The following is a 25,561-nucleotide window of genomic DNA, read 5'->3' on the forward strand; positions in this document are numbered from 1 at the left end:
GCTTCGGGCAGCCTGAGTGCCCCGGTCGGCGGCGCCCCGGTCGGCGGCGTCGCGGTCGGCAGCGTCTCGGGAGCCGTTACAGGGGCGGGGCCGGGGCCGGGGTCGGGGGCAGGACGGGGAGCAGAGGCGGGAACGGCAGCGGCGGCGGGACCGGCAGCCGGGGCAGGAGCGGGTGTCCCCGTGCCGGCCAGGAACGTGGCCGGTACTGGGCGGGTGGTGCGGCCGGGCGGGTCGAGCGGCGTCACGGCGGGGTCCTCCTGCGGCGGGGGGTGTGGACGAACTCCTGCGGGCGGTACGAGCGGGGGATCACACGGTCAGGGCGAGCCGGTTGATCGCGGCCAGCGGGATCGGCAGCCAGCTCGGGCGGTGCCGGGCCTCGTACACGACCTCGTAGACCGCCTTGTCGATCTCCAGCGCGCGCATCAGCTCGGGCGAGGCCGCCGGGTCGACGCCGCCCCCGGCGGTGTACCCGGCGCAGAAGGCGGTGCGGTTGCGCTGGGCCCAGGCGGCGGCGAGGTGGGCGAGCTCCGGGTCGACCGGGCCGCCGGCCAGCAGGTGGGCCGCCGCGTAGTCGAAGGAGCGCAGCATCGCGGCGACGTCGCGCAGGGCGGGCTGCGGCTCGCGGCGCTCGTTGACGGACTTGGCGGGTTCGCCCTCGAAGTCGAGCAGGACCCAGCCGTGCGGGGTGCGCATGGCCTGCCCGAGGTGCAGGTCGCCGTGGATGCGCTGGACGGGCAGGCCGTCCGGGTGGGCGTCGGCGAGCTGCTGGAAGGCGCTGCGCAGCGCGGCCCGGTAGCGCATCAGCCCGGGGACGGCGGCGACGGCGCTGTCCAGGCGGTCGGCCATGGCGCCGGCGAGCTGGCGGGTCTGGGCGCGGTCGAGGCGGGCGACGGGCATGGAGCGGGCGAGCACCCGGTGCACCTCGGCGGTGGCCCGGCCGAGCCGGTGGGCCTCGATCGCGAAGTTGCCGGGGGACGGGTCGCCCTTGAGCCGGCCGACCTGGTCGAGGGCGAGCTCCCAGCCGTCCTCGGCGTCCGGCAGGTAGCGCTGGAGCAGGCCGAGGGTGGCGGGTTCGGCGCGTTCCATCCGGCTCTCGAACCAGGCGGCGACGCGCGGGATGCGGGTGGAGCCGGCCCGGGAGAGGGCGAGGGAGAGTTCGAGGTCGGGGTTGGTGCCGGGGTGGACGCGGCGGAAGAGCTTGAGGATGTACGAGGTGCCGTAGATGACGGAGGTGTTGGACTGCTCGGCGGTGGAGGCGCGGCCGGGGATGGTGGTGGGCAGGCCGGAGCCGGGGGTGCGGCGGAACGACAGCGAGCCGAAGCGGTCGCCGGTGGCCAGGTGTTCCAGCAGCCGCCCGGTGAGCTCCGGGTCGTGGACCGCGTCGTAGAGCGTCGCGCCGTCGTACGGGCCCTGGGTGAGGCGGCCGAGGACGGCACCGGGCTCGATGTCGGCGGGGCGCTCGGAGCGGACGCCGAGGAGGAGTTGGTAGACGTCCCCGTGCGGGGCGCCGGCCGTGGTGGCGTGCTCGACCCGCAGCAGGAGGTGCAGCAGGGCCGGGTCGCCGACCTGCAGCGGGGTCCCGACCACCGGGGTGAGGCCGGTGATGGGCCGTCCCTTCCCGGCGTACCAGCGCTGGGTGGGGAGCCACTCGGAGATCAGCGGCAGGGCCGCCTGGACGAGCTCGCTGACCCCCAGGGCGGTTCTCCGGAGCCCGGTGCTCCGCGCGCCCGCCGACGCGGCGGTGCCGGCCGGGGTGTCGTGCTGCACATGGGCTTGAGAACGGGAGGTTTCGGACATGACTCCCTTTCCCCGGAAGCGGGCCGACTGCCCGACGGGTCTGGCCGGGTCCGTCAGTCTTCCGGATTTCGGCGGCGCGGCGGTGGCGGCACGCGAGCGGGGCTCAGGTGTCACGCCTTCGTGTGGGTGGCCGTTGGGCTGTTCTCCGTACGCGGCGCCGGGGGGCGCCGCGGGGCGGAGGACCCCGGGGCGCGCGGGTTCAACTCGCGCCCCCCGAGGGTCTGGTGGTGCGGTCGGGGCCGGTGCGGCGGATCGTTACTTCGACCGCCTGGTCCCGCTCAGTCGCGGGGGCTGCCGGAGCTGGAACCAGTAGAAGCCGTGGCCGGCCAGGGTGAGCAGGTACGGCCACTCACCGATCGAGGGGAAGCGCACCCCGCCGATCAGCTCGACCGGGTAGCGTCCGCCGTACTGCCGCAGGTCCAGTTCGGTCGGTTGTGCGAACCGCGAGAAGTTGTTGACGCACATGACCAGGTCCCCCTCGTGCTCCCGCACGAAGGCCAGCACCGCGGGGTTGCTGGAGGGCAGTTCGGTGTACGTGCCCAGGCCGAACGCCGGGTTGAGCTTGCGGATCTCGATCATGCGACGCGTCCAGTGCAGCAGCGAACTCGAACTGCTCTGCTGCGCCTCGACGTTGGTCACCTGATAGCCGTACACCGGGTCCATGATGGGCGGCAGACTGAGCCTGCCCGGGTCGGCGGAGGAGAAACCCGCGTTGCGGTCCGGGGTCCACTGCATCGGCGTGCGCACGCCGTCGCGGTCGCCGAGCCAGATGTTGTCGCCCATGCCGATCTCGTCCCCGTAGTAGAGCACCGGCGAGCCGGGCAGGGAGAGGAGGAGGGCGGTGAACAGCTCGATCTGGTTGCGGTCGTTCTCCAGCAGCGGGGCGAGCCGGCGCCGGATGCCCACGTTGGCGCGCATCCGCGGGTCCTTGGCGTACTCCGCGTACATGTAGTCGCGCTCCTCGTCGGTGACCATCTCCAGGGTCAGCTCGTCGTGGTTGCGCAGGAAGATGCCCCACTGGCAGCCGTTCGGGATGCGCGGGGTCTTGGCGAGGATCTCCGAGACGGGGTAGCGGGACTCGCGCCGCACCGCCATGAAGATCCGCGGCATCACCGGGAAGTGGAACGCCATGTGGCACTCGTCGCCGCCCGCCGTGAAGTCGCCGAAGTAGTCGACGACGTCCTCGGGCCACTGGTTGGCCTCGGCGAGCAGCACGGTGTCGGGGTAGTCGGCGTCGATCTCCTTGCGGACCCGGCGGAGGAACTCGTGCGTCTCCGGCAGGTTCTCGCAGTTGGTGCCGTCGCGCGCGAACAGGTAGGGCACCGCGTCCAGCCGGAAGCCGTCGATGCCGAGGTCGAGCCAGAACCGCAGCCCGGCGACCATCTCGTCCTGGACGCGGGGGTTGTCGTAGTTGAGGTCCGGCTGGTGGGAGAAGAACCGGTGCCAGTAGTACTGCTTGCGGACCGGGTCGTACGTCCAGTTGGAGGTCTCGGTGTCGACGAAGATGATGCGGGCGTCCGGGTACCGCTTGTCGTCGTCGGCCCACATGTAGAAGTCGCCGTACGGCCCGTCCGGGTCCGCGCGGGAGGCCTGGAACCACGGGTGCTGGTCGCTGGTGTGGTTCATGACGAAGTCGATGATCACGCGCATGCCGCGGGCGTGCGCGGCGTCCACGAACTCCATGAAGTCGGCGAGGTCGCCGAACTCCGGCAGCACCGACTTGTAGTCGGCCACGTCGTACCCGCCGTCGCGCAGCGGCGAGGCGAAGAACGGCGGGAGCCAGAGGCAGTCGATGCCGAGCCACTGGAGGTAGTCGAGCTTGGCCGTGAGCCCCTTGAGGTCCCCGACCCCGTCGCCGTTGCTGTCCTGGAAGGACCGCACCAGCACCTCGTAGAAGACCGCACGCTTGAACCACTCGGGGTCCAGGTTCTTCTTCGAGGTCTCGGGGAAGGTGTCGGGGACGGGCTCGTTCACTGTCACGCTGGGTTCCTCCGAACCGTGAGGAGGTGAGCCGGCTCGGCTGAGGGATCGAGCCGGACGTAGTTGTGCCGGCCCCAGGTGTAGGCGGCGCCGGTGAGCTCGTCGTGCACCGCGAACGGGCCTTCGCCGTCGAGGCTGACGGTGGCCTCCTGGACGTGGTGCGGGTCGAGGTTGACCACGGTGATGACCTGGTCGGTCAGGCCCTCCGGGGTGGTCGCGGTCTTGGAGTAGGCGATCACCTGGTCGTTGTCGGTGGGGTGGAAGCGCAGGTCGCGCAGTCGGCGCAGGGCGGGGTGGCGCCGGCGCAGCCGGTTGAGCACGGTGAGCAGCGGGGCCAGGGAGTCGGCGCGGTTCCAGTCGCGCGGGCGCAGCTCGTACTTCTCCGAGTGCAGGTACTCCTCGGAGCCGGGGTCGGCCGGCTCGTTCTCGTACAGCTCGAACCCGGCGTAGACGCCGTAGGTGGGGGAGAGGGTGGCGGCGAGCACGGCGCGGACGGCGAACGCGGCCCGCCCGCCGTGCTGGAGGTAGGCGTGCAGGATGTCGGGGGTGTTGGCGAAGAAGTTGGGCCGCATGTAGGCGGCCGCGTCACCGGTGAGTTCGGTGAGGTAATCGGTGAGTTCCGGCTTGGTGGTGCGCCAGGTGAAGTACGTGTACGACTGGTGGAAACCGATCTTCCCGAGGGTGTGCATCATCGCGGGACGGGTGAAGGCTTCTGCCAGGAACACGACATCGGGGTCGGTGCGGGCGATGTCGGCGAGGACCTTCTCCCAGAACAGCACCGGCTTGGTGTGCGGGTTGTCGACCCGGAAGATCCGCACGCCGTGGGACATCCAGAAACGCAGGATGCGGACGGTTTCCTTGACGATTCCGTCCATGTCCTGGTCGAAGTTGACCGGATAGATGTCCTGGTACTTCTTCGGCGGGTTCTCGGCGTACGCGATGGTGCCGTCGGCGCGGTGGCTGAACCATTCCGGGTGCTTGTTCACCCACGGGTGGTCGGGGGAGCACTGGAGGGCGAAGTCCAGCGCCACCTCCAGGTGCAGCGCGGTGGCCTCGGCGACGAAGTGGTCGAAGTCCTCGATCGTGCCGAGGTCCGGGTGGACGGCGTCGTGGCCGCCCTCGGGGGAGCCGATCGCCCACGGCGAGCCGACGTCGTGCGGACCGGCCGTCAGGGTGTTGTCCGGGCCCTTGCGGTAGGCGCGGCCGATCGGGTGGACGGGCGGCAGGTAGACGACGTCGAAGTCCATCGCGGCGATCGCGGGCAGCCGTTCGGCGGCGGTGCGCAGGGTGCCCGAGCGCGGCGGCTCGACGCCGTTCGGGTCCACCACGGCGCCCTCGGACCGCGGGAAGAACTCGTACCAGGAGCCGAACAGGGCGCGCTCGCGGTCCACCTGGAGCGGCAGCGGGCGGGAGGCGCTGAGCAGCTCGCGCAGCGGGTACCGGGCGAGCAGTTCCAGCACCTCGGGGGCGAGCGCCGCCGCGAGCCGGGACAGCGGCGGCAGGCCGGGGTCGCGCAGCGCCTCGGCGGCGGCCAGCACGTGCGCGCGGCCCTCCTTCTTCGGCACGCCGGCCGCGGCCTGCTCCAGCAGCCGGGCGCCCTCCTCCAGGACGAGCGCCGTGTCGATCCCGGCGGGCAGCTTGACGGACGCGGTCTTGCGCCAGGTGGCGACCGGGTCGCTCCACGCCTCGACCAGGTACGACCAGCGGCCGGGCGCGGTCGGGGTGACGTGCGCCCCCCAGCGGTCGGTGCCCTCGGCGAGCTCGCGCATCGGGGTCCACGGGCCGCTGCGGCCGCGCGGGTCGCGCAGTACGACGTTGGCGTTGACGGCGTCGTGGCCCTCGCGGAACACGGTCGCGGTGACCAGGAAGGTCTCGCCGACGACGGCCTTGGCCGGGCGGCGGCCGTGGTCGACGAGCGGGCTGACGTCCAGGACGGGGATGCGGCCGATCACGGTGTCGCTCTCTGTCTTTCGGGCGGCGGTCTTGCGGGCGGCGGTCTTGCGGGCGGGCGCCTTGCGCGGCGGGGCGTCGGCCTTCGCGGCACCGGACCTCGGGGCGGCCGGCTTCGCGGCCGACGGCTTCGCCGCAGCGGCCTTCGGAGTGGTGGCCTTCGGGGTGGTGGCCTGCGCGCCGTTCGCCTGTGAGGCGGCGGCCGGCGTGGCGGACCCGGCGGTGGCGGTGCGGCGCGTGGTGGTGGTGCGCCTGCGCGGTGCCGCGGTCCGGCTCTCCGCGACCCCTGGTTGTCGGGCCGCTGCGGAGGACTCGGGGCCGGAGCGTTCCGGTGAGGGCTGCTCCGGTGACGGGTGCTCGGGTGAGGCGTGCTCGGGTTCGGAGTGCGGCGGACGGACCGCTCCGGAGGCCCTGGGCGCCGGCATCGCCGGATCCGTCCGAGTGTCAGAATCCGCCCGTCCGGCGGATTCCGCGACCGCTGTGTCGAGGGTGTCGGCCACCGGTGTGGACTGGTCCCGCGTGTCGCCGTGCATGCCAAGCTCCTGCCCGAGATCGGCGGCAGCTCCCGCAGGCGCCGGGGGTGGGCCGGGGGAGTACCGGGAGGACTGCTGGGTGGGGAGGACGTGCGACCGAGAGCCTGCCCGCGCCGCCGTCCCCGGCAACCTGCCCGGCGCCCGCCGAGCCCGTGGCAGGACGCCCCGGAGCCCGCGCGCGTCCCGGCGCACGCCTCCGGGGGCACGCCCCTGGGCGACCCGGTCGACCCGTGAACGAGCCGGCCGAGTACGAGGACACGCGTCGGAGCGCGGTGAGCGCCGAATGGGCTAAGGAGGATGAGGAACGATCAACGCGAAAAGGATTCGGACGTGCTGCTTCAAGGGGGGCGCCACCCGTCGCCGCACTCCCCACAGCATCAACGACCTTGGTTCATACTCGCACCGCGGGGCGGACTTTCGCAGCGGTACGACAGTAGTTTCGGGCTTTGTCCGGAGCGGATGAGCCAGCGGAAATGGGTCCGTTCCGCAGTGTTCACGCTTTGGTAGCGCGAGCCCCCGTAAAGTGCGCCTCGCGCGCCCCCCGTGCAGTCCAATGCGCCGAATGCGATCTCATCAATAGGCCGAACGGATCACCAATAGCCCACTTGACGCACTGTCATGAGGGCCGTCGGGGCTACGCTTCACGCCGTGAAGGCAATCCGCAGATTCACCGTCCGCACCGTCCTGCCCGAACAACTCCAGCCGTTGCACGAGCTGGCCCTCAACCTGCGCTGGTCCTGGCACCCCGAGACCAGGGACCTCTTCCGGTCCGTGGACCCGGAGGTCTGGGCCGCGACCGGCGAGGACCCGGTGCGGCTGCTCGGGGAGGTCCCGGCCGCCCGGCTCGCCGCGCTCGCCGCCGACCGGCGCTTCCTGCGCCGCCTCGGCGACCTCGCCGACGACCTGCGCGACTACCTCACGGGCCCGCGCTGGTACCAGGCCCAGGAGGCCGCCGGCACCCCGCTGCCCGCCGCCGTCGCCTACTTCTCGCCCGAGTACGGCATCGCCGCCGCGCTGCCCCAGTACTCCGGCGGACTCGGCATCCTGGCCGGCGACCACCTCAAGGCCGCCAGCGACCTAGGCGTCCCGATCATCGGCGTGGGCCTGTTCTACCGGCACGGCTACTTCCGGCAGTCCCTCGACCGGGACGGCTGGCAGCAGGAGCGCTACCCGCTGCTCGACCCGGACGAACTCGCGGTCAGCCTGCTCCGGGAGGCCGACGGCACCCCCTGCCGGATCGACCTCGCCCTGCCCGGCGGCCGGACCCTCGCCGCGCACATCTGGAAGGCCCAGGTCGGCCGGGTCCCGCTGCTCCTCCTCGACTCCGACACCGAGGAGAACTCGCCCGCCGAACGCGACGTCACCGACCGCCTCTACGGCGGCGGCAGCGAGCACCGGCTGCTCCAGGAGATGCTCCTCGGCATCGGCGGCGTCCGGGCCGTGCGCGCCTACTGCCGCCTCACCGGCCACCCCGCCCCCGAGGTCTTCCACACCAACGAGGGCCACGCCGGCTTCCTCGGCGTCGAGCGGATCCGCGAACTCGTCGCCGCCGGACCGGCCGACGCCGCCGCCGTGGGCCCGGACTTCGCCGCCGCCCTGGAGTCCGTCCGGGCCGGCACCCTGTTCACCACCCACACGCCCGTCCCGGCCGGCATCGACCGCTTCGACCGCGAGCTCGTCGCCCGCCACTTCTCCGGCGACGCCGCCCTGTCCGGCGTCCCGGTCGACCCGGTGCTCGCGCTCGGCGCCGAGACCTGGCCCGGCGGGGACCCGAAGCTCTTCAACATGGCCGCCATGGGCCTGCGCCTCGCCCAGCGCGCCAACGGCGTCTCCACCCTGCACGGCGAGGTCAGCCGGGCCATGTTCAACGGCCTGTGGCCCGGCTTCGACCCGGCCGAGGTCCCGATCACCTCCGTCACCAACGGCGTCCACGCCGCCACCTGGATCGACCCGGCCGTCGTGCGCCTCGGCGCCGCCGAGATCGGCGCAGACCGCGCCGAGGACGCCATGACCACCGGCGACGCCAAGCGCTGGACCGGCCTGGAGCGGATCGGCAACACCGAGATCTGGGAGCTGCGCCGCAGCCTGCGCGCCCAGCTGGTCGACGAGGCCCGCCGCCGGCTGCGCACCTCCTGGCGCCAGCGCGGCGCCGGCGAGGCCGAGCTCGGCTGGGTCTCCTCGGTGCTCGACCCGGACGTCCTGACCATCGGCTTCGCCCGCCGGGTGCCCTCCTACAAGCGGCTCACCCTCATGCTGCGCGACCAGGCCAGGCTGCGCGCCCTGCTCCTGCACCCGACCCGCCCGGTGCAGATCGTCGTCGCCGGCAAGGCCCACCCGGCCGACGACGGCGGCAAGCGGCTGATCCAGCAGATGGTCGCCTTCGCCGACGACCCGGCCGTCCGGCACCGGATCGTCTTCCTGCCGGACTACGACATGGCGATGGCCCAGCACCTCTACCCGGGCTGCGACGTCTGGCTGAACAACCCGCTGCGCCCGCTGGAGGCCTGCGGCACCTCCGGGATGAAGGCCGCGCTCAACGGCTGCCTCAACCTGTCCGTCCTGGACGGCTGGTGGGACGAGTGGTACGACGGCCAGAACGGCTGGGCGATCCCCACGGCCGACGACGCCGGCGGCGTGCTCGACCCGGACAGCAGCGAGGCCGAGCGGCGCGACGACATCGAGGCGGCGGCGCTCTACGACCTGATCGAGGAGCAGGTCGCCGCCCGGTTCTACGACCGCGGGGCGGACGGGCTGCCGCACCGCTGGATCGCGATGGTCCGGCACACCCTGGTCACCCTCGGCCCCAAGGTGCTGGCCGGCCGGATGGTCCGCGAGTACGTCGAGCGGCTGTACGCCCCGGCGGCGCTCGCCCAGCGCGAGCTGGCGGCCGGGTCGGGCGCGGGCGCCCGGGAGCTGGCGGCCTGGAAGGCGAAGGTCCGCGAGGCCTGGCCGGCCGTCCGGGTCGAGCACGTCGAGGCGGACTGCCCGGCCGAGGCGCAGGAGCTCGGCAGCTCGCTCGCGCTGCGGGTGCAGGTCGCGCTCGGCCCGCTGGAGCCGGGCGACGTCGAGGTGCAGGTGGTGTCCGGCCGGGTGGACGAGACGGACGGCATCTCGGACGCCGGCCTGCTCGCGCTCAAGCCGGTCGGCGGCCCGGACCTGGACGGGCGGACGCGGTACGAGGGCTCGCTGGAGCTCGTCCGGACCGGCCCGTTCGGCTACACCGTCCGGGTGCTGCCGTCCCACCCGCGGCTGGCCTCCCCGGCAGAGCCGGGGCTGGTCGCCCTGCCCGCCGAGTCGGCCGGGATGGACGCCGGCATGTTGCGCTGAGCCGGAGGGGCCGGGACGGCCTGGGGTGTCAGACCAGGCTGTCCCGCCAGGCCCGGTGCAGTTCGGCGAAGCGGCCGGTGCCGGCGATCAGCTCCGGCGGGGTGCCGTCCTCGACGATCCGGCCCTGGTCCATCACCAGGACGCGGTCGGCGATCTCCACGGTGGAGAGCCGGTGCGCGATGATCACGGCCGTCCGGCCGGCCAGCACCGTGCGCATCGCCCGCTGGACGGCCTGCTCGCCGGGGACGTCCAGCGAGCTGGTCGCCTCGTCCAGGATCAGCACCGCCGGGTCCGCCAGCAGGGCGCGGGCGAAGGCGACCAGCTGGCGCTGCCCGGCGGAGATCCGGCCGCCGCGCTTGCGCACGTCGGTGTCGAAGCCGTCCGGGAGCGCCGCGACGAACTCGTACGCGCCGATGTCCCGGGCGGCCTGCTCGACCTCCGCGCGGCCGGCGCCGGGGCGGCCGATCGCGATGTTCTCGGCGACGGTGCCGGAGAACAGGAAGGACTCCTGGGTCACCATGACCACCCCGCGCCGCAGTTCGGGGGTGGTGAGGTCGCGCAGGTCGACGCCGTCCAGCCTGATCCGGCCCTCGGTCGGGTCGTAGAAGCGGGCCAGCAGCTTGGCGACCGTCGACTTGCCCGCGCCGGTCGCGCCGACCACGGCCACCGTCTGTCCGGCCGGGATCACCAGGTCGAAGGGCGCCAGCACCTCCTTGCCCGTGCGGTAGGCGAAGCGCGTCCCCTCGAAGGCGACCTCGCGGCCCTTGCCGGCCGCCTGCGGCAGTCCGGCGGGCTCGGCCGGCTCGGCGACGGTCGGCTCGTGGGCGAGCAGGCCGGCGATCTTCTCCAGCGCGGCGGCGGCCGACTGGTAGCTGTTCAGGAACATCGCGAGCTGGTCGATCGGGTCGAACAGCCGGCGCAGGTAGAGCAGGAAGGCGGTGAGGACGCCGAGTTCCAGCGTGTCGCCGACGACCATGTACCCGCCGAGCAGCACGACCCCGGTGGTCCAGACGTTGGCGGTGGTGCGGGAGAGGCCGACGTACCGGGCGAGCTCCAGGAAGCCGTCCGCGTTCGAGGTGGCCGCCTGCCCGTTGACCACGGCGAACGCGGCGTCGTTGGCCTTCTCGCGGCGGAAGGCCTGCACCGGGCGGATGCCGTTCATGGTCTCGGTGAAGCGGACGATCATCGAGGCCGCGGAGGTCCGCGAGCGGCGGTAGACCCGGCGCGAGCGGGTGCGGAAGGAGCGGGCGATCAGGCCCAGCGGCACCAGCGCGGCGAGCGAGGCCAGCCCGAGCCGCCAGTCCAGCACGATGAGCAGCACCGAGATGTAGCAGACCGACAGGAAGACGGTCAGCAGCTCCTGGAGGCCCTCGGAGAGCAGCTCGCGCAGCGCGTCGACGTCGCTGGTGGCGCGGGAGATGATCCGGCCCGAGGTGTAGCGCTCGTGGAAGTCCAGGCTGAGCCGCTGGGCGTGCCGGAAGATCCGGCCGCGCAGGTCCAGCAGGATGTCCTGGTTGACCCGGGCGCTGATCTTGATGAACACCCACTGCAGCAGCGGGCTGAGCAGCGCGAAGCACAGGTAGGCGGCGATCACCGCGATCAGCGGCCCGGCGTCGTGCTCGCGCAGCGCCGGGATACCGCGGTCCATCGCGACCGCGACCAGCAGCGGGCCGGACTGCAGGGCGGCCTGCTGGACGAGGATCACCAGCATCGCGACGGTGATCCGGGCCCGGTGCGGGCCGAGCAGCGCGCGCAGCAGCGCCCGGGGCGCGCCGGGCGGGACGGGGATGTCCTCCTCGTCGCCCGGGGGAGGGGGCAGCTCCTCCTCGGGTCCGGCGCGGCCGGCGGGGTCGGCCGGTTCGACGGCGGGTTCGGCGGTGGTGGTCACCGGGAGGTGCTCCCCTCGGGGATCAGGGCGGCCTCGCCCGTCATCAGTTCGCGGTAGCGCGTGGAGGTGCGCAGGAGTTCCTGGTGGGTGCCGACGGCCTCGATCCGGCCGTCCGCGAGCACCGCGACCCGGTCGGCGAGCAGGACGGTGCTGGGGCGGTGGGCGACCACCAGGGCGGTGGTGCCGGCGAGGACCTCGCGCAGGGCGCGTTCGACCAGGGCCTCGGTGTGGACGTCGAGCGCGGACAGCGGGTCGTCGAGGACGAGGAAGGCCGGGTCGCCGACCACCGCGCGGGCCAGGGCGAGGCGCTGGCGCTGGCCGCCGGAGAGGCTGAGGCCCTGTTCGCCGACCTCGGTGTCCGCCCCGGCGGGGAGCTTGTCGACGAAGCCGGCCTGGGCGGTGGCGAGCGCGGAGCGCAGCCGCTCGTCGTCCGCGCCGGGGGCGCCCATCAGGACGTTCTCCCGGACGGTCGCCGAGAACAGGGTGGGCTCCTCGAAGGCCACCGCGACGAGCTCGCGCAGCCGTTCCCTGGGCAGGTCGCGGATGTCGCGGCCGTCCAGGGTGATCGTGCCGCCGGTGGCCTCGTACAGGCGGGGGAGGAGGGCGGTGAGGGTGGTCTTGCCGCTGCCGGTGGCGCCGACCAGGGCCATCGTCTCGCCGCTGCGGACGTGCAGGTCGACGCCCCGGAGCAGGTCGGGGGTGCCGTCGGGGGCGTCGGGGTAGCGGAAGCGGACGCCGGTGAGGCGGATGCCGTCGGGGGCGCCCAGCGCGGTGGCGGTGCCCGGGTCGGCCTCCTCCGGTTCGTCGAGGACCTCGAAGAAGCGGTCGGTGGCGGTGGCGGCCTCGTTGGCGTAGGCGAGCAGCCAGCCGAGGGACTCGACCGGCCAGCGCAGGGCGAGCGCGGTGGAGAGGAAGGCGACCAGGGTGCCGGCGCTGAGCTCGTCGTGCGCGACCAGGTAGGCGCCGACGGCGAGGGCGCAGCCGAGGGCGAGCTCGGGCAGGCCGACGATCACCGCCCACAGGTTGGCCAGCAGGTGGGCCTTGCGCAGCTCGGTGCGGCGCAGCTGCCGGGACTGGGCGCGGAAGCGCTCGTGCATCGAGCGGTGGCGGCCGAAGGCCTTGAGGATGCGGATGCCGAGGACGGACTCCTCGACAACGGTGGCGAGGTCGCCGTTCTGGTCCTGGGCGAGCCGGGAGGCGCCGGAGTAGCCGGACTCGAAACGCCGGGTGAGCACGAACAGCGGTCCGGCGGGCAGCACGACGATCAGGGCGAGCCGCCAGTCCTGGGTGAACATCACCACCGTGCCGGCCAGGAACATCACCGAGTTGACGATGAGGAAGACCAGCGGGAAGGCCAGGAACAGCCGCATGGTGTACATGTCGGCGGTGGCGCGGGAGAGCAGCTGGCCGGATCCCCACCGTTCGTGGAAGGAGACCGGCAGGCGCTGGAGCTTGGCGAAGAGCTCGCCGCGCATGGCCGTCTCCAGCCCGGCCAGCGGGCGGGCCAGGACCACCCGGCGGGTGTAGAACAGGCCGGCCTCGACCAGGCCGAGGAGCAGCAGCAGGCCGACCGGCGGCCACAGCCCGGCGAGGTCGTGCCGGGCGAGCGGCCCGTCCACGATCCGGCCGAGCACGATCGGCACGCCGAGGACGCTCAGCATGGCGAGCACGGCGGCCGTCACGGAGGTGGCGAGCTGTCGGCGGACGGCCCGGGCGTAGGGCCACAGGCGCAGCAGGGAGCGGACCGTGGAGCGGTGGGCGGCCCCGGGGGCGTCGGGTTGTCGGTTCTCGGCCATCGTCGTGAGGGTAGGCAGAGCCCCCGTCATTTCTCACCAGGTTTTTCGCCCCTGTCAGGGCGGTGCGGCGAGAACCGGCCACCCGTACGGGCGGGGCGGGAGCGTTCGACGGGGCGCGCGTGTCGGTTCGTGCAGGGAGGAGTGCGTCGAGCGCCTCTTGCGAGCCCCTGCCGATCGGCCGATTACATCTCCTGACGGATGGTCACTGTTGCGCGAGTGGTAGGAGATACGTCATGACGGTCGAGACCGAGCCGGGCCCCGCCGGGGGCGCCGCGGTGGTGCAGGTACGGACGCAGCTCAGCCTCAGCACGGTGGCGGCGCGGAACCTGGCCACGACGACCAAGTCCGAGCCGCAGATGCAGGAGATCACCTCCCGGTGGCTGCTGCGGATGCTGCCCTGGGTGCCGGTCCAGGCGGGCACCTACCGGGTCAACCGCCGCCTGAGCTACGCGACCGGGCGCGGCCGGGTGAGCTTCGTCAAGACCGGTTCCACGGTGAGCGTGATCGCCCCGTCGCTGCGCGAGGTGCCGGCGCTGCGCGGTTTCGAGGACGACGCGGTGCTGGAGGAGCTGGCCGGCCGGTTCGTGCAGCGGGACTTCGCCCCGGGGGACGTCCTGGTGCAGGAGGGCTCGCCGATCGAGGAGGTGTTCCTGGTCGCGCACGGCAAGGTCGACCGGATCGGCACCGGCAAGTACGGCGAGCAGACGGTGGTCGGCACCCTCGCGGACGGCGACCACATCGGCGACGAGGCCCTCACCCAGGCGGACGGCAACTGGCCGTACACCGTGAAGGCGGCGACGTCCGGCGTCGCGATGGCGCTGTCGTGGCCGGTGTTCCAGGAGCTCGTCGACCGCTCGGACGCGCTGCGCGAGCAACTGCTGGGCTTCGCCGCCGATGCCGCGCAGGCCCAGAACGTGCACGGCGAGGCGAACATCGACCTGTCGGCCGGCCACGAGGGCGAGTTCGAGCTGCCCGGCGCCTTCGTGGACTACGAACTGCGGCCGCGCGAGTACGAGTTGAGCGTCGCGCAGACCGTCCTCAAGGTGCACACCAGGGTCGCCGACCTCTACAACAAGCCGATGAACCAGACCGAGCAGCAGGTGCGGCTGACGGTCGAGGCGCTGCGCGAGCGGCAGGAGCACGAGCTCATCAACAACTCGGAGTTCGGGCTGCTCAACAACGCCGACTTCGACCAGCGCATCCAGACCCACTCCGGCCCGCCCACCCCGGACGACCTGGACGAGCTGCTCGCCATGCGCCGCGACACCGACTACCTGTTCGCGCCCTCGCGGGCGATCGCGGCGTTCCAGCGGGAGTGCAACAAGCGCGGGATCCACCCGGGCACCGTCGACATCATGGGCAAGCACCGGCCGACCTGGCGCGGGGTGCCGATGTTCCCGTGCGACAAGATCCCGGTGGCCGACACCGGCACCACGTCCTTCCTCGCGATGCGCGTGGGCGAGGACAACCAGGGCGTCATCGGCCTGAACCAGATCGGCATCCCGGACGAGGTCGAGCCCGGGCTGAACGTCCGGTTCATGGGCATCGACGAGAAGGCGATCGCGTCCTACCTGGTCAGCGCCTACTACTCGGCGGCGGTGCTGGTGCCGGACGCGATCGGCGTCCTGGAGAACGTCGAGGTGGGCCACGCGCGCGGCTGACGCGTCGACTCGGCCCAGGACGGTCACTGCGGGATTGGTCACTCCGGGGCGGGCGCGCGCAGCAGTTGGAGCGAGCGCCCGCCCAGCACGACGGCCCCCCGCGGGTACGGTTCGCCGGTGCCCGGGGCCGCCGTGTCGACGACCGCCTCGTACGCGGCCTCCGGCGCGGCCCAGGGCTCGCCGGGGAGGGTGAAGACGACCGGTTCGCGGCCGGCGTTGAGGAGCAGCAGGAAGCTGTCGTCGCGCAACGGCCGCCCGGCGCCGTCCCGTTCGGACATCGCGGCGCCGGACAGCAGCATGCCGAGGCAGGCCGTGGGGGCGAACCAGTCGGCCTCGGTCATCTCCTTGCCGAGCGGCGTGAACCAGGCGAGGTCCGGCAGGCCGCCCGGGGCGGCGGCGCGGCCGGAGAAGAACGCCCGCTGCCGCAGCACCGGGTGGGCGCGGCGCAGCCGCACCAGGCGGGCGGTCAGGTCGGACAGCTCCCGCCACTGGGGCTCGCGCAGCAGGGACCAGTCCAGCCAGCTGGTCTCGTTGTCCTGGCAGTAGGCGTTGTTGTTGCCGCCCTGGGTGCGGCCGAACTCGTCCCCGGCGGTGAGCATCGGGACGCCGGTGGAGAGGAGCAGCGTGGCGAGCAGGTTGCGCAGCTGGCGCAGCCGCAGGGCGGTGACCTCCGGGTCGGCGGTCTCGCCCTCGGCGCCGTGGTTCCAGGAGCGGTTGTCGTCGGTGCCGTCCCGGTTGGCCTCGCCGTTGGCCTCGTTGTGCTTGCGGTCGTAGCTGACGAGGTCGCGCAGGGTGAAGCCGTCGTGCGCGGTCACGAAGTTGACGGAGGCGTACGGGCGCCGGCCGCCGCGCTGGTAGAGGTCGGAGGAGCCGGAGAGCCGGTAGCCGAGCTCGCGGACGTCGGGGCGGGCGCCGCGCCAGAAGTCCCGGACGGTGTCGCGGTACTTGTCGTTCCACTCGGCCCACAGCGGGGGGAAGCCGCCGACCTGGTAGCCGCCCGGGCCGACGTCCCACGGCTCGGCGATCAGCTTGACCCGGCTGAGGAGGGGGTCCTGGGAGACGGCGGCGAGGAACGGGTGGTCCATGTCGACGCCGTCGCCGGTGCCGCCGCGGGCGAGGGCGGCGGCGAGGTCGAAGCGGAAGCCGTCCACGCCCATCTCGGTGACCCAGTACCGCAGCGAGTCGGTGATCAGCCGGATCACCTGCGGGCGCCGGGTGTCCAGGGTGTTGCCGCAGCCGGTGTAGTCGGCGTAGCCGCGCGGGCGGTGCGGGGCGAGGCGGTAGTAGGCGGCGTTGTCGATGCCGCGCAGCGAGAGCGTGGGCCCGAGTTCGGCGCCCTCGGCGGTGTGGTTGTACACGACGTCGAGGATCACCTCGATCCCGGCGGCGTGCAGGGCGCGGACCATCCGCTTGAACTCGCCGACCTGGCCGCCGAGCGAGCCGGAGGCGGAGTAGCCGGCGTGCGGGGCGAAGTAGCCGACGGTGTTGTAGCCCCAGTAGTTGACGAGGCCGCGGGCCTGGAGGTGGTCCTCGCTCGCGTGCTGGTGGACCGGCAGCAGCTCGACGGCGGTGACGCCGAGGCGGGTCAGGTGGGCGACGGCGGCGGGGTGGGCCAGGCCCGCGTAGGTGCCGCGCAGGTGCGGCGGGACGTCGGGGTGGCGCATGGTGAAGCCGCGGACGTGCAGTTCGTAGAGGACGGTCTCGGCCCACGGGGTCTTCGGGCGGCGGTCGTCGGACCAGTCGTCGTCATCGTGGACGACGACGGATCTGGGTACGAAGCGGGCGGAGTCGCGGTTGTCCCGGACGGTGTCGGCGACGTCCGCCTCGGGCCAGTTGCGGACGGCGCCGCTGGCCGCGTCGTGGGAGGTGTAACAGCCGTCGACGGCGCGGGCGTACGGGTCGAGCAGCAGCTTGGCCGGGTTCCAGCGGGCGCCGGTCCACGGGTCCCACCGGCCGTGCACGCGGAAGCCGTAGCGGGTGCCGGGGCGGACGCCGGGCAGGAAGCCGTGCCAGATCCGGAAGTCCTGCTCGGTGAGGCGGTGCCGGCTCTCCCGGCCGGCCTCGTCGAACAGGCACAGGTCGACGGCCTCGGCGCCGGCCGCCCATAGCGCGAAGTTGGTGCCGGGGCCGCCGAGGCGGTCGGTGCGGAAGCGGGCGCCGAGCGGCTGCCAGTCGCCGGGCCACGGTGGCTCGGCGGTCCGCCCGCCGCGCGTCCGCACACCGGCTTCCAGCTCCTGCCCTGACGCCATGGCCGTGCCCTCCCTGGCCGGGGTGTCCCGGACCCCGTGCACTTCCTCTTTCCCGGTTTGCACTGATCGGAAGCGGCTGAACGGGGGCTTACCGGCGGATGGACTCCCGCCCCCCACCCACCCCCTCGCCCCCGCTCCCGCCCCGGCAGCCCCCTTCACCCTTCTGTGCGGCGCTCGCCGGCCCGGGCCCACGTGCGTCCGCTGTCGGCCGGCCGTCGGCCTCCGGCGCCGGCATCCGCCCCTTCGCCTCCCGCCGTGTCCGGCCCCGACCTCCCTTCGTTGTCCCGGATATCGGAACGACACGGCGGGAGGCCCCCGGAATGCGGCGCCGAGGACGGGTTTGGGCGCGGCGGGCGGCGGTGGCGGCCTGGTGCCTCGCCGTGCTCACGGGCTGCGGCAGCGGCGGCTCCCCGGCCGCGCCCGCCAATGACGCGGCCTCGCCCGGCGCGCACACCCCGCCCCCGCCGCGGTCCCGCGCGGTGCTCGCGGTGCTGCCCGCCGACGGCGCCCAGGACGTGCCGCCGGACGGCCCGGTGCGGGTGACGGTGTCGCAGGGCAGGCTGGTCTCCGTCCGGCTCGCCGACGCCTCGGGCGCCGAGGTGCCCGGCACCGTCGCCCCGGACGGCACCGCGTGGACGCCCGGCGCTCCGCTGGGGCTCGGTACCGCGTACACCCTGGACGCCGTCGCGCAGGACGACCGGGGCCAGACGGCGGCCCAGCACACGGCGTTCTCGACCGTCGCCCGCGCGCACACCTTCGTCGCCTTCTTCACCCCCGAGGACGGCTCCACGGTGGGCGTCGGGATGCCGGTCTCGCTGCGCTTCAGCCGGCCGATCGCCGACCGGGCGGCGGTGGAGCGGGCCGTCCGGGTGAGCGCGGACCCGCCCGTCCCGGTGGCCGCGCACTGGTTCGGCAACCAGCGGCTGGACTTCCGTCCGCAGCAGTACTGGACGGCCGGCACGAAGGTCGCGGTGGCGCTGCGGCTGAAGGACGTGCAGGGAGCGCCAGGGGAGTTCGGCACCCAGAGCAAGGACCTGCGATTCACGGTCGGCCGGGCCCAGGTGTCCACGGTGGACCTCGACACGCACACCCTGACCGTGCGGGCCGGGCCGGGCGGCCGGGTGATCCGGGTGCTGAAGGTGTCCGGCGGCAGCCCCGACCACTCCACCTACCGGGGGGTGCTGGTGGTGTCGGAGAAGTACAGGGAGACCCGGATGAACTCGCAGACCGTCGGCATGGGCGACGAGTACGACATCAAGGACGTCCCGCACGCGATGCGGCTGACCGCCTCCGGCACCTTCATCCACGGCAACTACTGGGCGGATCCCGGGGTGTTCGGCACCGCGAACACCAGTCACGGCTGCATCGGCCTCGCCGACACCAAGGGCGGGACGGGCAAGGACACCCCGGCGGGCTGGCTGTTCGAGCACACCGTGCCCGGGGACGTGCTGGAGGTGAAGGCCTCCGCCGGGGACTTCGTGCCGCCGCAGAACGGGCTGGGCGACTGGAACGTGCCGTGGGCGCAGTGGGTGGCCGGCAGCGCGCTGCCCCTGCCCGCCGGCCCGGCCCGGTAGGGCGGGAGGCTTCACCCGAGCGTCATCCCCGGTCCACCCACCTCCCCTCCGCGTTCACCCGGACGGCCCAGCTATCCTGCTCCGGCGCGTCGGCCCCGGCGCGAAAGATCGGCGCCCGGTGCAACTCACGGGGGCACTCGCCGCGTCAAGAGAGTGAATACCGGGAGGGGAGAAACCGTGAAGACGGGTACGACGGCCGGTGCCGGGATACGGACCGCGGGCCGCTACGGGCGCAGGGGAGCGCTGGCGCTGGCCATGGGCGGGGTGCTGCTGCTCACCGCGGCCTGCAACGACGACAACGGGGGCGGCAACAAGGCATCGGGCGACAGCACGTCGGCGGCTGCGGCCGACGGTTCTGCGGCCTCCGCGGCCCCCGCGCCCTCACAGGCCGCCCCGAAGGCCTCGGCCGCGGTGCTCGCCGTCGAGCCGAAGGACGGCGCCCAGGACGTCGCGCCGAGCAACGCGCTGCAGGTGGGGGTCTCCAACGGCAAGCTCACGTCGGTCGAGGTGACCGACAAGAACGGCAAGCCGGTCGACGGTGCGATCACGCCGGACGGCACCGGCTGGAAGCCCGCGGCGGCGCTCGCCGTCGGCATGGCGTACAAGGTGAACGCGCAGGCCAAGGACGCCGAGGGCCTGGTGGCCGCGTCCACCACGACGTTCACGACGCTGACGCCGGAGAAGAAGGTCTCCACCAACGACAACATCAGCGACGGCGCCACGTACGGCGTCGGCATGATCGTCTCGGTGAACTTCACGAAGGACGTCAAGAACAAGGACGCGGTCCTCAAGGGCATCACCTTCGAGAACAGCAACGGCACCGAGGTCAAGGGCCACTGGTTCGGCGACCGCCGGGTGGACTTCCGGCCGGCCGAGTACTGGAAGGCGGGCACCAAGGTCACCGTCAAGTACCGGCTGAAGAACGTCGAGGTGTCCCCGGGCGTCTACGGCGACGTGGACAAGGACGAGCCGTTCACGATCGGCCGCTCGATGGTCTCCACCGCGGACGCCAAGGCGCACCAGATGACCGTCGTGCGGGACGGCAAGAGCACCACCGTGCCGGTCACGTTGGGCGCGGACGCGACGCCGTCCTGGGGCGGCACCATGGTGATCATGTCCAAGGAGAAGGTCACCCGGATGAACTCGCAGACCGTCGGCCTCGGCGGCGAGTACGACATCCAGGACGTCCCGCACGCGATGCGGCTGACCACCTCCGGCACGTTCGTGCACGGCAACTACTGGGCCGACCCGGCGCCGTTCGGGAAGTCCAACGCCAGCCACGGCTGCATCTCGATGGCCGACGCGAAGGGCGGCAGCGACTCCTCGACGGCCGGCAAGTTCTTCAACGACTCGATGGTCGGCGACGTCGTCAAGATCGTGAACTCGAAGGAGAAGACCGTCTCGCCGTCGAACGGGCTGGGCGGCTGGAACGTGGCCTGGGCGAACTGGTAGGACTTACCCGGCGGTGGGCCCGGGCAGTCCGGTCCGTCACCGCTTTCACGTCGAGCGGCCCGATCCTCACCCGTTGGGGTCGGGCCGCCCGCGTTTTCCGAGCGCGAAGCCCCTCGAATGGCGCAACCTTTCCGGTGGCCAGCGCGTGTATTGGTCGGGCCCGGTGGGTTCGAACGGGGTGTTGAGGGAGGGATCGGCGTGAAGTCGATACGCAGGGTGATGGCCGTCGGTCTGGTCGGCGGGATGATGGTGCTGACGGCGGCGTGCAACAACGACAACGGCGGTGGCGGCGGGAGTGCGGCCAAGGCCGACCTCGGGGGCGCCGCGGCCTCGGCCACGCCCTCGGCGGCGGCCACCAGCGCGGCGCCGAAGGTGTCGCAGGCCGTCGTGTCCATAGAGCCGAAGACCGGCTCGGTGGACGTCGCGCCGGGCGCCCTGAAGGTCGGGGCGACGGGCGGCAAGCTCACCACCGTCAAGGTGAGCGACAAGAACGGCAAGGAGATACCCGGCACGATCGCCGCCGACGGCGCCAGCTGGACGCCGTCCGCCGGGCTCGCGGTCGGCACCGCCTACCAGGTGAGCGCGATGGCCGCGGACGCCAACGGCGTGGTCGCGCAGGCCGACAGCAGCTTCACCACGCTGACCCCGACCGCGCTGGCCAAGGCCGCCGACAACGTCGACGACAACGCCACCTACGGCGTCGGCATGATCGTCTCGGTGAACTTCAGCAAGGACGTCAAGAACAAGGACGCGGTCCTCAAGGGCATCACCTTCGAGACCGACAACGGCACGGCCGTGAAGGGCCACTGGTTCGGCGACCGCCGGCTGGACTTCCGCCCCGCCGAGTACTGGAAGTCCGGCACCAAGGTGACCGTCCACTACCGCCTGGGCAGCGTCGAGATCGCCCCCGGCGTCTACGGCAGCGACCGCGACGAGCCCTTCACGATCGGGCGCTCGCAGGTGTCCACCGTCGACGCCAAGACGCACCGGATGACGGTCGTGCGGGACGGGCAGACCTCCGACATCGACATCACCTCCGGCTCGGACGAGCACCCGACCTGGAACGGCACCATGGTCATCGAGTCCAAGGAGGGCGTGGTGCGGATGCAGTCCAGCACCCTGCCCGGCATGACCGGCTCGCCGTACGACCTCCAGGTGCCGCACTCGATGCGGCTCACCGACTCCGGCACGTACATCCACGGCAACTACTGGTCGGACGCCTTCGGCGAGGACAACGTCAGCCACGGCTGCGTCGGCCTCAAGGACGTCAAGGGCGGCGGCGACTCCACCTCGATGGGCAAGTTCTACGACGGCTCGATCGTCGGCGACGTCGTGATCGTGAAGAACTCCAGCAAGAGCGAGACGCTCGACCCGTCGAACGGTCTGAGCGGCTGGAGCCTGCCCTGGGCGACCTGGTAGTCACCGGGCTCCCCACGCGGTTCCCGGCGGCCCGGGACCGGCTCGCGCCGGTCCCGGGCCGCCCTGTTCATGTCGTTTCGTCGCCCCTCTCTTGCACGGGGCATATGCCGACTCGGTCGTGATCGTTTGCTCATTGTCCGTACGCGGCTGCTTGCGTTCCGCAATGATGGGTCGCATGGCGGGTTGGGGCGAAACAGATCAGTCATCAGTTCCCGGAGCCGGATTGGTCGCGGAGGCGTCCTGGATCGACGTCCCGGGCGCGCTGTCGGCGCTGGAGCGGCTCAGCTCCGAGGAACTGGAGGAGATGTACTTCGGCAGGCTGTGCGACCAGTCCGCACCGGGCGAGGTGCGGCTGCCGTCCCGGGCGGAGTCCGCTCCGGTGGCCCGCCGGCTGGTGCTGTCCGTCCTGGAGTCCTGGGACCTCCACCAGCACCTGGAGGCGGGGGAGTTACTCACCAGCGAGCTCGTCTCCAACGCCGTGCGGCACGCCGCCGGCCGCACGATCGGGCTCCAGGTGATCCGCAAGCCGGGCTGGCTGCGGGTCGAAGTCCGGGACTCCTCAAGGTCGTTGCCCTGCGTGATCCTCGCCGAGCCGCTGCCCGTCACCGAGCGGGGGCGCGGCCTGAAGGTGGTCGACGACCTCGCCGACCGGTGGGGGGCGGACCTGCTGCCGCGGGGCAAGGGCGTCTGGTTCGAGCTGAAGATCCGCGAGCGCCACTGAGGCCGTCCGGATCCGGATACACGCAGGGCCCCCGAGATCGCCGTGGTCCGGCGGGTGGGGGCCCGTGCAAGTCATCGCGCCGGCCAAGGGGGTGCGTGCCGCGCGATGGGCGTCGACTGCGCCAGGTCGGGCCAGTCGAAGTTCGATATGTCGACTATCGCACGGATCTCAGCATGTGGGCAAACCGGATGGCATGGATTGAAAGGTTTGTAACCCAGTTCACCTTTGGAATTTGCATAGGTTAACGCCGGGACCTGTGAATATTCATGATCGCGCGGCTTGGGTGACTGCGCGGATGCGGTCCGCATGTGCACGGACGGCCCCGGCGGAGAGCCTGCTCGACGGCGGTGGGGTGGCTTGGCGGGTGCCGCTCCGGCAGGCTCGGCACAGGCCGCCGAGGAGGGCCAGGGGGCGGCAGGGCGTGCGGCAGTCGGTGCACTCCAGGATGCGGGTGGCGGGTGCGGCCGGGGCCGTACGCTCCGGGGGCATCTTGTCGAGCAGGCGGCGGCGGGTGAAGGCCGCGGGGGAGTGGACGCCCTCCGGCGGGAGTCCTGCGGTGAGCGCCGCCGTGAAGAGGGCGGGCGGAGTCCCGCGCGCGAGCCACTCGGCGGCGAGCGGTTCGAGGGCCGCGCAGTCGGCGGCGGAGAGCGCGAGCCGGGGATCGGCCAGGCCGAGGTCAGCGAGGGCGGCGTAAGCGGGGGAGCGGGGTCGCCCCTTGGGGCGAACGGTCGCGGATTTCGTTGACGCCGCCGGAGGGTCGTCGGCGCCCTCGGTGCTGCCGCTTTCGCCGGTTGCGATGAACTTGGCCCACCAGGCGTCGCTCCGGGGCGTACGGGAGAAGTAGGTCCGGAACACCCACCGGGTGCGGTCGCCGCCCACGCGCTCGCGGAAGCGGCGGAGGTGGCCGGCGGCGGAGAGGTTCCTGAGCGCCGTGCCGACGGCCATCTGCCCGTAGTGGGGCTGGTAGGCGGCGAGGGTCTTGACGTCCATCGCGGCGCCGTCGGGGAGGCGGTCGATGAGGCTGGCGAGGTAGGCCTCGCGGGCTGGGAGGTGGGCGAAGTCGGAGGGGGAGTTGGGAAGTTGGCCCGGAGCGGTCTTCTTTCCGTACCCGGGAGAGGCCAGGGGAGTAAAGTCGTGGGCAGCCACAGGATCGTCCCTCGATCGTGGTGGTCAGACCCCCGCTCGGTGTTGGCGCACCGGCCGGGGGTTGATTCGTTTCGGTAGTCCGCACGCTACACGGAGGAACGCGGTGTCGTGCAATGGTGACGATTAGTCATATCTGCTGCGTGCGCGGGCGGTTGGAAGGTGGTTTCCCACCCGTTCCACTAGAAGGTCACTCGACCCCGGATACTTGAGCTTCGGCCGCGAAGACGACGAACGCGGCCCATGCGTCAGGGGAGAAGGCGAGCGCCGGCCCGGCCTTGTCCTTGGAGTCCCGGACGAGGACGGCGGCGGGGACGGCGGCTACCTCAACGCACTCGCCGCCGTCAGTGGTGCTGTAGCTGGACTTGAACCACTTCATAGCCCCTCCGCCGCTCTTCTCAGGAAGCTTTTCGACTCCTCAACACTGAGAGCCTGCATGCGGATCATGCCATGGCGCTGCGCCAGGAGGTTCACGCGCTCGGGGTCCGAGTAGAGGACCCCGGTGTTCTGCCCTTCGACGTAGGCGAGCTGCTCGTGGTCCGGGGTTTCGAGCAAGATCATGGGGCCGTTAAGGGCGGCATATGCCACCCGGTCGAGAGGCAGCACCTGGATCGACACATTGCGCAACTGGCCGACTTCCAGCAGGTGGTTGAGCTGCCGCTTCATGAGTCCCGGGCCTCCGATCGCCGCCATAAGTGCGGCTTCGTGGATCACGAAGCCATGGAGAACGGTCGGCTTGTTCCGCAGTCGTTCTTGCCTCTGCATTCGGCCGGAGACTCGTGCCACGACCGTTTCGTCGTCCAGTGGTGGATACGAGTTGCTGATCGTCTCGCGGGCGTATTCCTCGGTCTGCAGGAGGCCTGGGATGAGCAGAGTCGAGTAGGCGTGGAAGGCGATCGCCTCGCTCTCCGCCTGCGTGTAGCCCCGCGAGTATGAAGAGAACTTCTCCGGCTTGAGGTAGTCCAATGCGCCGAGGAGCATCCCCCGTGCATTGCACAACTCATCCGCAACGGACAGCAGTTTGAGCGAGGGCTTCCTCCTCCCCGCCTCCATCGACCGCACGCTCTCGATGTCGTAGTTCGCCGCGGTGCTCAACTGCTCCCTTGTCACACCCGCCTGTTCACGCCACCGCCGGACCTGGTCGCCGCAGTACTTCCACGCCATCGGGTTCTGCTTCGGCGTGCTCATCGGCCGCGGCCCCTCCCTGCCCTGGTCACTGGGCGGTTCAACCCCTCGCTGTACCAGCGGTGTAACTACCGAGGCTATGCCCGTCTGCCGACCCTTGAAGTGCGAAATGGCCGAACTCGACTCCGGTGAGTGACGCCTCCCCCTGCCGCGGCTCAAGGAATCCGATGATCACTCAGCCTGCCCCCACCATCGCGTGGACGTTCCCCCGCCACCCCCGAACCCCGGGCCGCGCCCGGGTCCAACTCCTCAGGCAGGCCTTCGAGTGGCGGATCCCCGACGAATCCACCGAGATCGCGATGCTCGTCCTCAACGAGCTCGTCACCAACGCCTGTCACCACGCCCGCGGCCCGCGCGACCGCCTGATCGGCGTCCGCCTCCTGCTCCCGGCCCTCAACCTCCTCCGGGCCGAGGTCTCCGACGCGAGCCCCGACCTCCCCGTCCGCCGCCACCCCACCCTCAACGACGAATCCGGCCGCGGCCTCGAACTCGTCGCCGCGCTCGCCACCTCCTGGGGCGCCCACCCGCGCGGCGAGGGCTACATCGGCAAAACGGTGTGGTTCGAACTCACCCTCCCCTCGCCGGCCAACCCGCCCGTTGTGGACGGTGCCTTCGCGGCAGACGCGACCTCCACCCGCGCCGCCCTGCTCGACGGCGAGGTGCCCGACTGGCCGGCCGACTGAACGCGGTCCGAGGCCGGGCCCGCGCAGGAAGTCGGGCCCGCCGACTTCCTGCGCCGAGCTCCCGGCCGCCGAGCTCCCGGCCGAGGGCACTCTGGGCAAAATATGTAGGCCGGTCTACTCATTTGGCGCCGCAGGGGAGTTGCCGTGCCACCGGCCTCGACGTCCCGGTGCACGTGGACGGCGCCTCCGGCGGCATGGTGGCG

Annotated in this window: 16 protein-coding genes; 7 read left to right on the forward strand and 9 right to left on the reverse strand. The window is 72.3% G+C overall.

From position 1 onward, the window contains the following. Positions 1–306 precede the first annotated feature (306 nt). The 3 genes from AB0O00_RS08210 to AB0O00_RS08220 form a co-directional block, all read right to left on the reverse strand. Positions 307–1,797, reverse strand: coding sequence for a phosphotransferase (locus tag AB0O00_RS08210; RefSeq protein ID WP_363649376.1), 1,491 nt, complete (start codon positions 1,795–1,797; stop codon positions 307–309). Positions 1,798–2,052: 255 nt separating this feature from the next. Continuing rightward, positions 2,053–3,777, reverse strand: coding sequence for a maltose alpha-D-glucosyltransferase (treS, locus tag AB0O00_RS08215; protein WP_363649378.1), 1,725 nt, complete (start codon positions 3,775–3,777; stop codon positions 2,053–2,055). Next, a complete protein-coding gene (locus AB0O00_RS08220; protein WP_363649404.1) occupies positions 3,774–5,729 on the reverse strand; it encodes an alpha-1,4-glucan--maltose-1-phosphate maltosyltransferase in 1,956 nt (651 codons plus the stop codon). Before AB0O00_RS08220 ends, treS begins: the two co-directional genes overlap by 4 nt. Positions 5,730–6,908: 1,179 nt before the next feature. Between AB0O00_RS08220 and glgP the strand changes: the two genes are divergently transcribed. Beyond that, positions 6,909–9,587, forward strand: coding sequence for an alpha-glucan family phosphorylase (gene glgP / locus AB0O00_RS08225; protein WP_363649380.1), 2,679 nt, complete (start codon positions 6,909–6,911; stop codon positions 9,585–9,587). Between the two features lie 28 nt (positions 9,588–9,615). Here glgP and AB0O00_RS08230 read toward each other — a convergent pair whose 3' ends face one another. Beyond that, positions 9,616–11,406, reverse strand: coding sequence for an ABC transporter ATP-binding protein (locus AB0O00_RS08230; protein WP_363649406.1), 1,791 nt, complete (start codon positions 11,404–11,406; stop codon positions 9,616–9,618). Between the two features lie 65 nt (positions 11,407–11,471). Next, entirely contained in the window at positions 11,472–13,271 is a 1,800-nt protein-coding gene (locus tag AB0O00_RS08235) for an ABC transporter ATP-binding protein (protein ID WP_363649382.1), read from the reverse strand. A gap of 233 nt (positions 13,272–13,504) precedes the next feature. On the opposite strand from AB0O00_RS08235, the gene AB0O00_RS08240 reads away from it, so the two are divergent. After that, positions 13,505–14,932 carry a family 2B encapsulin nanocompartment shell protein gene (locus AB0O00_RS08240; protein WP_363649384.1) on the forward strand — a complete coding sequence of 476 codons (1,428 nt, stop codon included), beginning with the start codon at positions 13,505–13,507 and terminating at the stop codon, positions 14,930–14,932. 38 nt (positions 14,933–14,970) lie between these two features. Here the strand turns inward: AB0O00_RS08240 and glgX are convergent, their stop codons facing one another. Further along, positions 14,971–17,181, reverse strand: coding sequence for a glycogen debranching protein GlgX (gene glgX / locus AB0O00_RS08245; protein WP_363649386.1), 2,211 nt, complete (start codon positions 17,179–17,181; stop codon positions 14,971–14,973). A 380-nt stretch (positions 17,182–17,561) separates the two neighbouring features. Here glgX and AB0O00_RS08250 point away from each other — a divergent pair, with 380 nt between their 5' ends. From AB0O00_RS08250 to AB0O00_RS08265, 4 genes are all read left to right on the forward strand, one after another. Then, positions 17,562–18,755: an Ig-like domain-containing protein gene (locus AB0O00_RS08250; protein WP_363649388.1), complete on the forward strand. Its 1,194-nt coding sequence runs from the start codon at positions 17,562–17,564 to the stop codon at positions 18,753–18,755. A gap of 177 nt (positions 18,756–18,932) precedes the next feature. Then, on the forward strand, positions 18,933–20,207 hold the full coding sequence (locus tag AB0O00_RS08255; protein ID WP_363649390.1) for an Ig-like domain-containing protein: 1,275 nt from the start codon (positions 18,933–18,935) through the stop codon (positions 20,205–20,207). A gap of 198 nt (positions 20,208–20,405) precedes the next feature. Then, entirely contained in the window at positions 20,406–21,626 is a 1,221-nt protein-coding gene (locus tag AB0O00_RS08260) for an Ig-like domain-containing protein (RefSeq protein WP_363649392.1), read from the forward strand. Positions 21,627–21,849: 223 nt separating this feature from the next. After that, positions 21,850–22,347 carry an ATP-binding protein gene (locus AB0O00_RS08265; protein WP_363649394.1) on the forward strand — a complete coding sequence of 166 codons (498 nt, stop codon included), beginning with the start codon at positions 21,850–21,852 and terminating at the stop codon, positions 22,345–22,347. 264 nt (positions 22,348–22,611) lie between these two features. Here the strand turns inward: AB0O00_RS08265 and AB0O00_RS08270 are convergent, their stop codons facing one another. The 3 genes from AB0O00_RS08270 to AB0O00_RS08280 all read right to left on the reverse strand — a co-directional run bounded on the left by AB0O00_RS08270 (position 22,612) and on the right by AB0O00_RS08280 (position 24,678). Continuing rightward, positions 22,612–23,493: a hypothetical protein gene (locus AB0O00_RS08270; protein ID WP_363649396.1), complete on the reverse strand. Its 882-nt coding sequence runs from the start codon at positions 23,491–23,493 to the stop codon at positions 22,612–22,614. Between the two features lie 187 nt (positions 23,494–23,680). Continuing rightward, entirely contained in the window at positions 23,681–23,869 is a 189-nt protein-coding gene (locus AB0O00_RS08275; protein ID WP_363649398.1) for a DUF397 domain-containing protein, read from the reverse strand. Continuing rightward, positions 23,866–24,678, reverse strand: a complete 813-nt coding sequence (locus AB0O00_RS08280; protein ID WP_363649400.1) for a helix-turn-helix transcriptional regulator — start codon at positions 24,676–24,678, stop codon at positions 23,866–23,868. Before AB0O00_RS08280 ends, AB0O00_RS08275 begins: the two co-directional genes overlap by 4 nt. A 164-nt stretch (positions 24,679–24,842) precedes the next feature. Between AB0O00_RS08280 and AB0O00_RS08285 the strand changes: the two genes are divergently transcribed. Further along, positions 24,843–25,358 carry an ATP-binding protein gene (locus AB0O00_RS08285; RefSeq protein ID WP_363649402.1) on the forward strand — a complete coding sequence of 172 codons (516 nt, stop codon included), beginning with the start codon at positions 24,843–24,845 and terminating at the stop codon, positions 25,356–25,358. The last annotated feature ends 203 nt before the right edge of the window (positions 25,359–25,561 follow it).

Source organism: Kitasatospora sp. NPDC093558 (genome assembly GCF_040683475.1).
In the GTDB taxonomy this organism is placed as follows: Bacteria; Actinomycetota; Actinomycetes; order Streptomycetales; family Streptomycetaceae; genus Kitasatospora.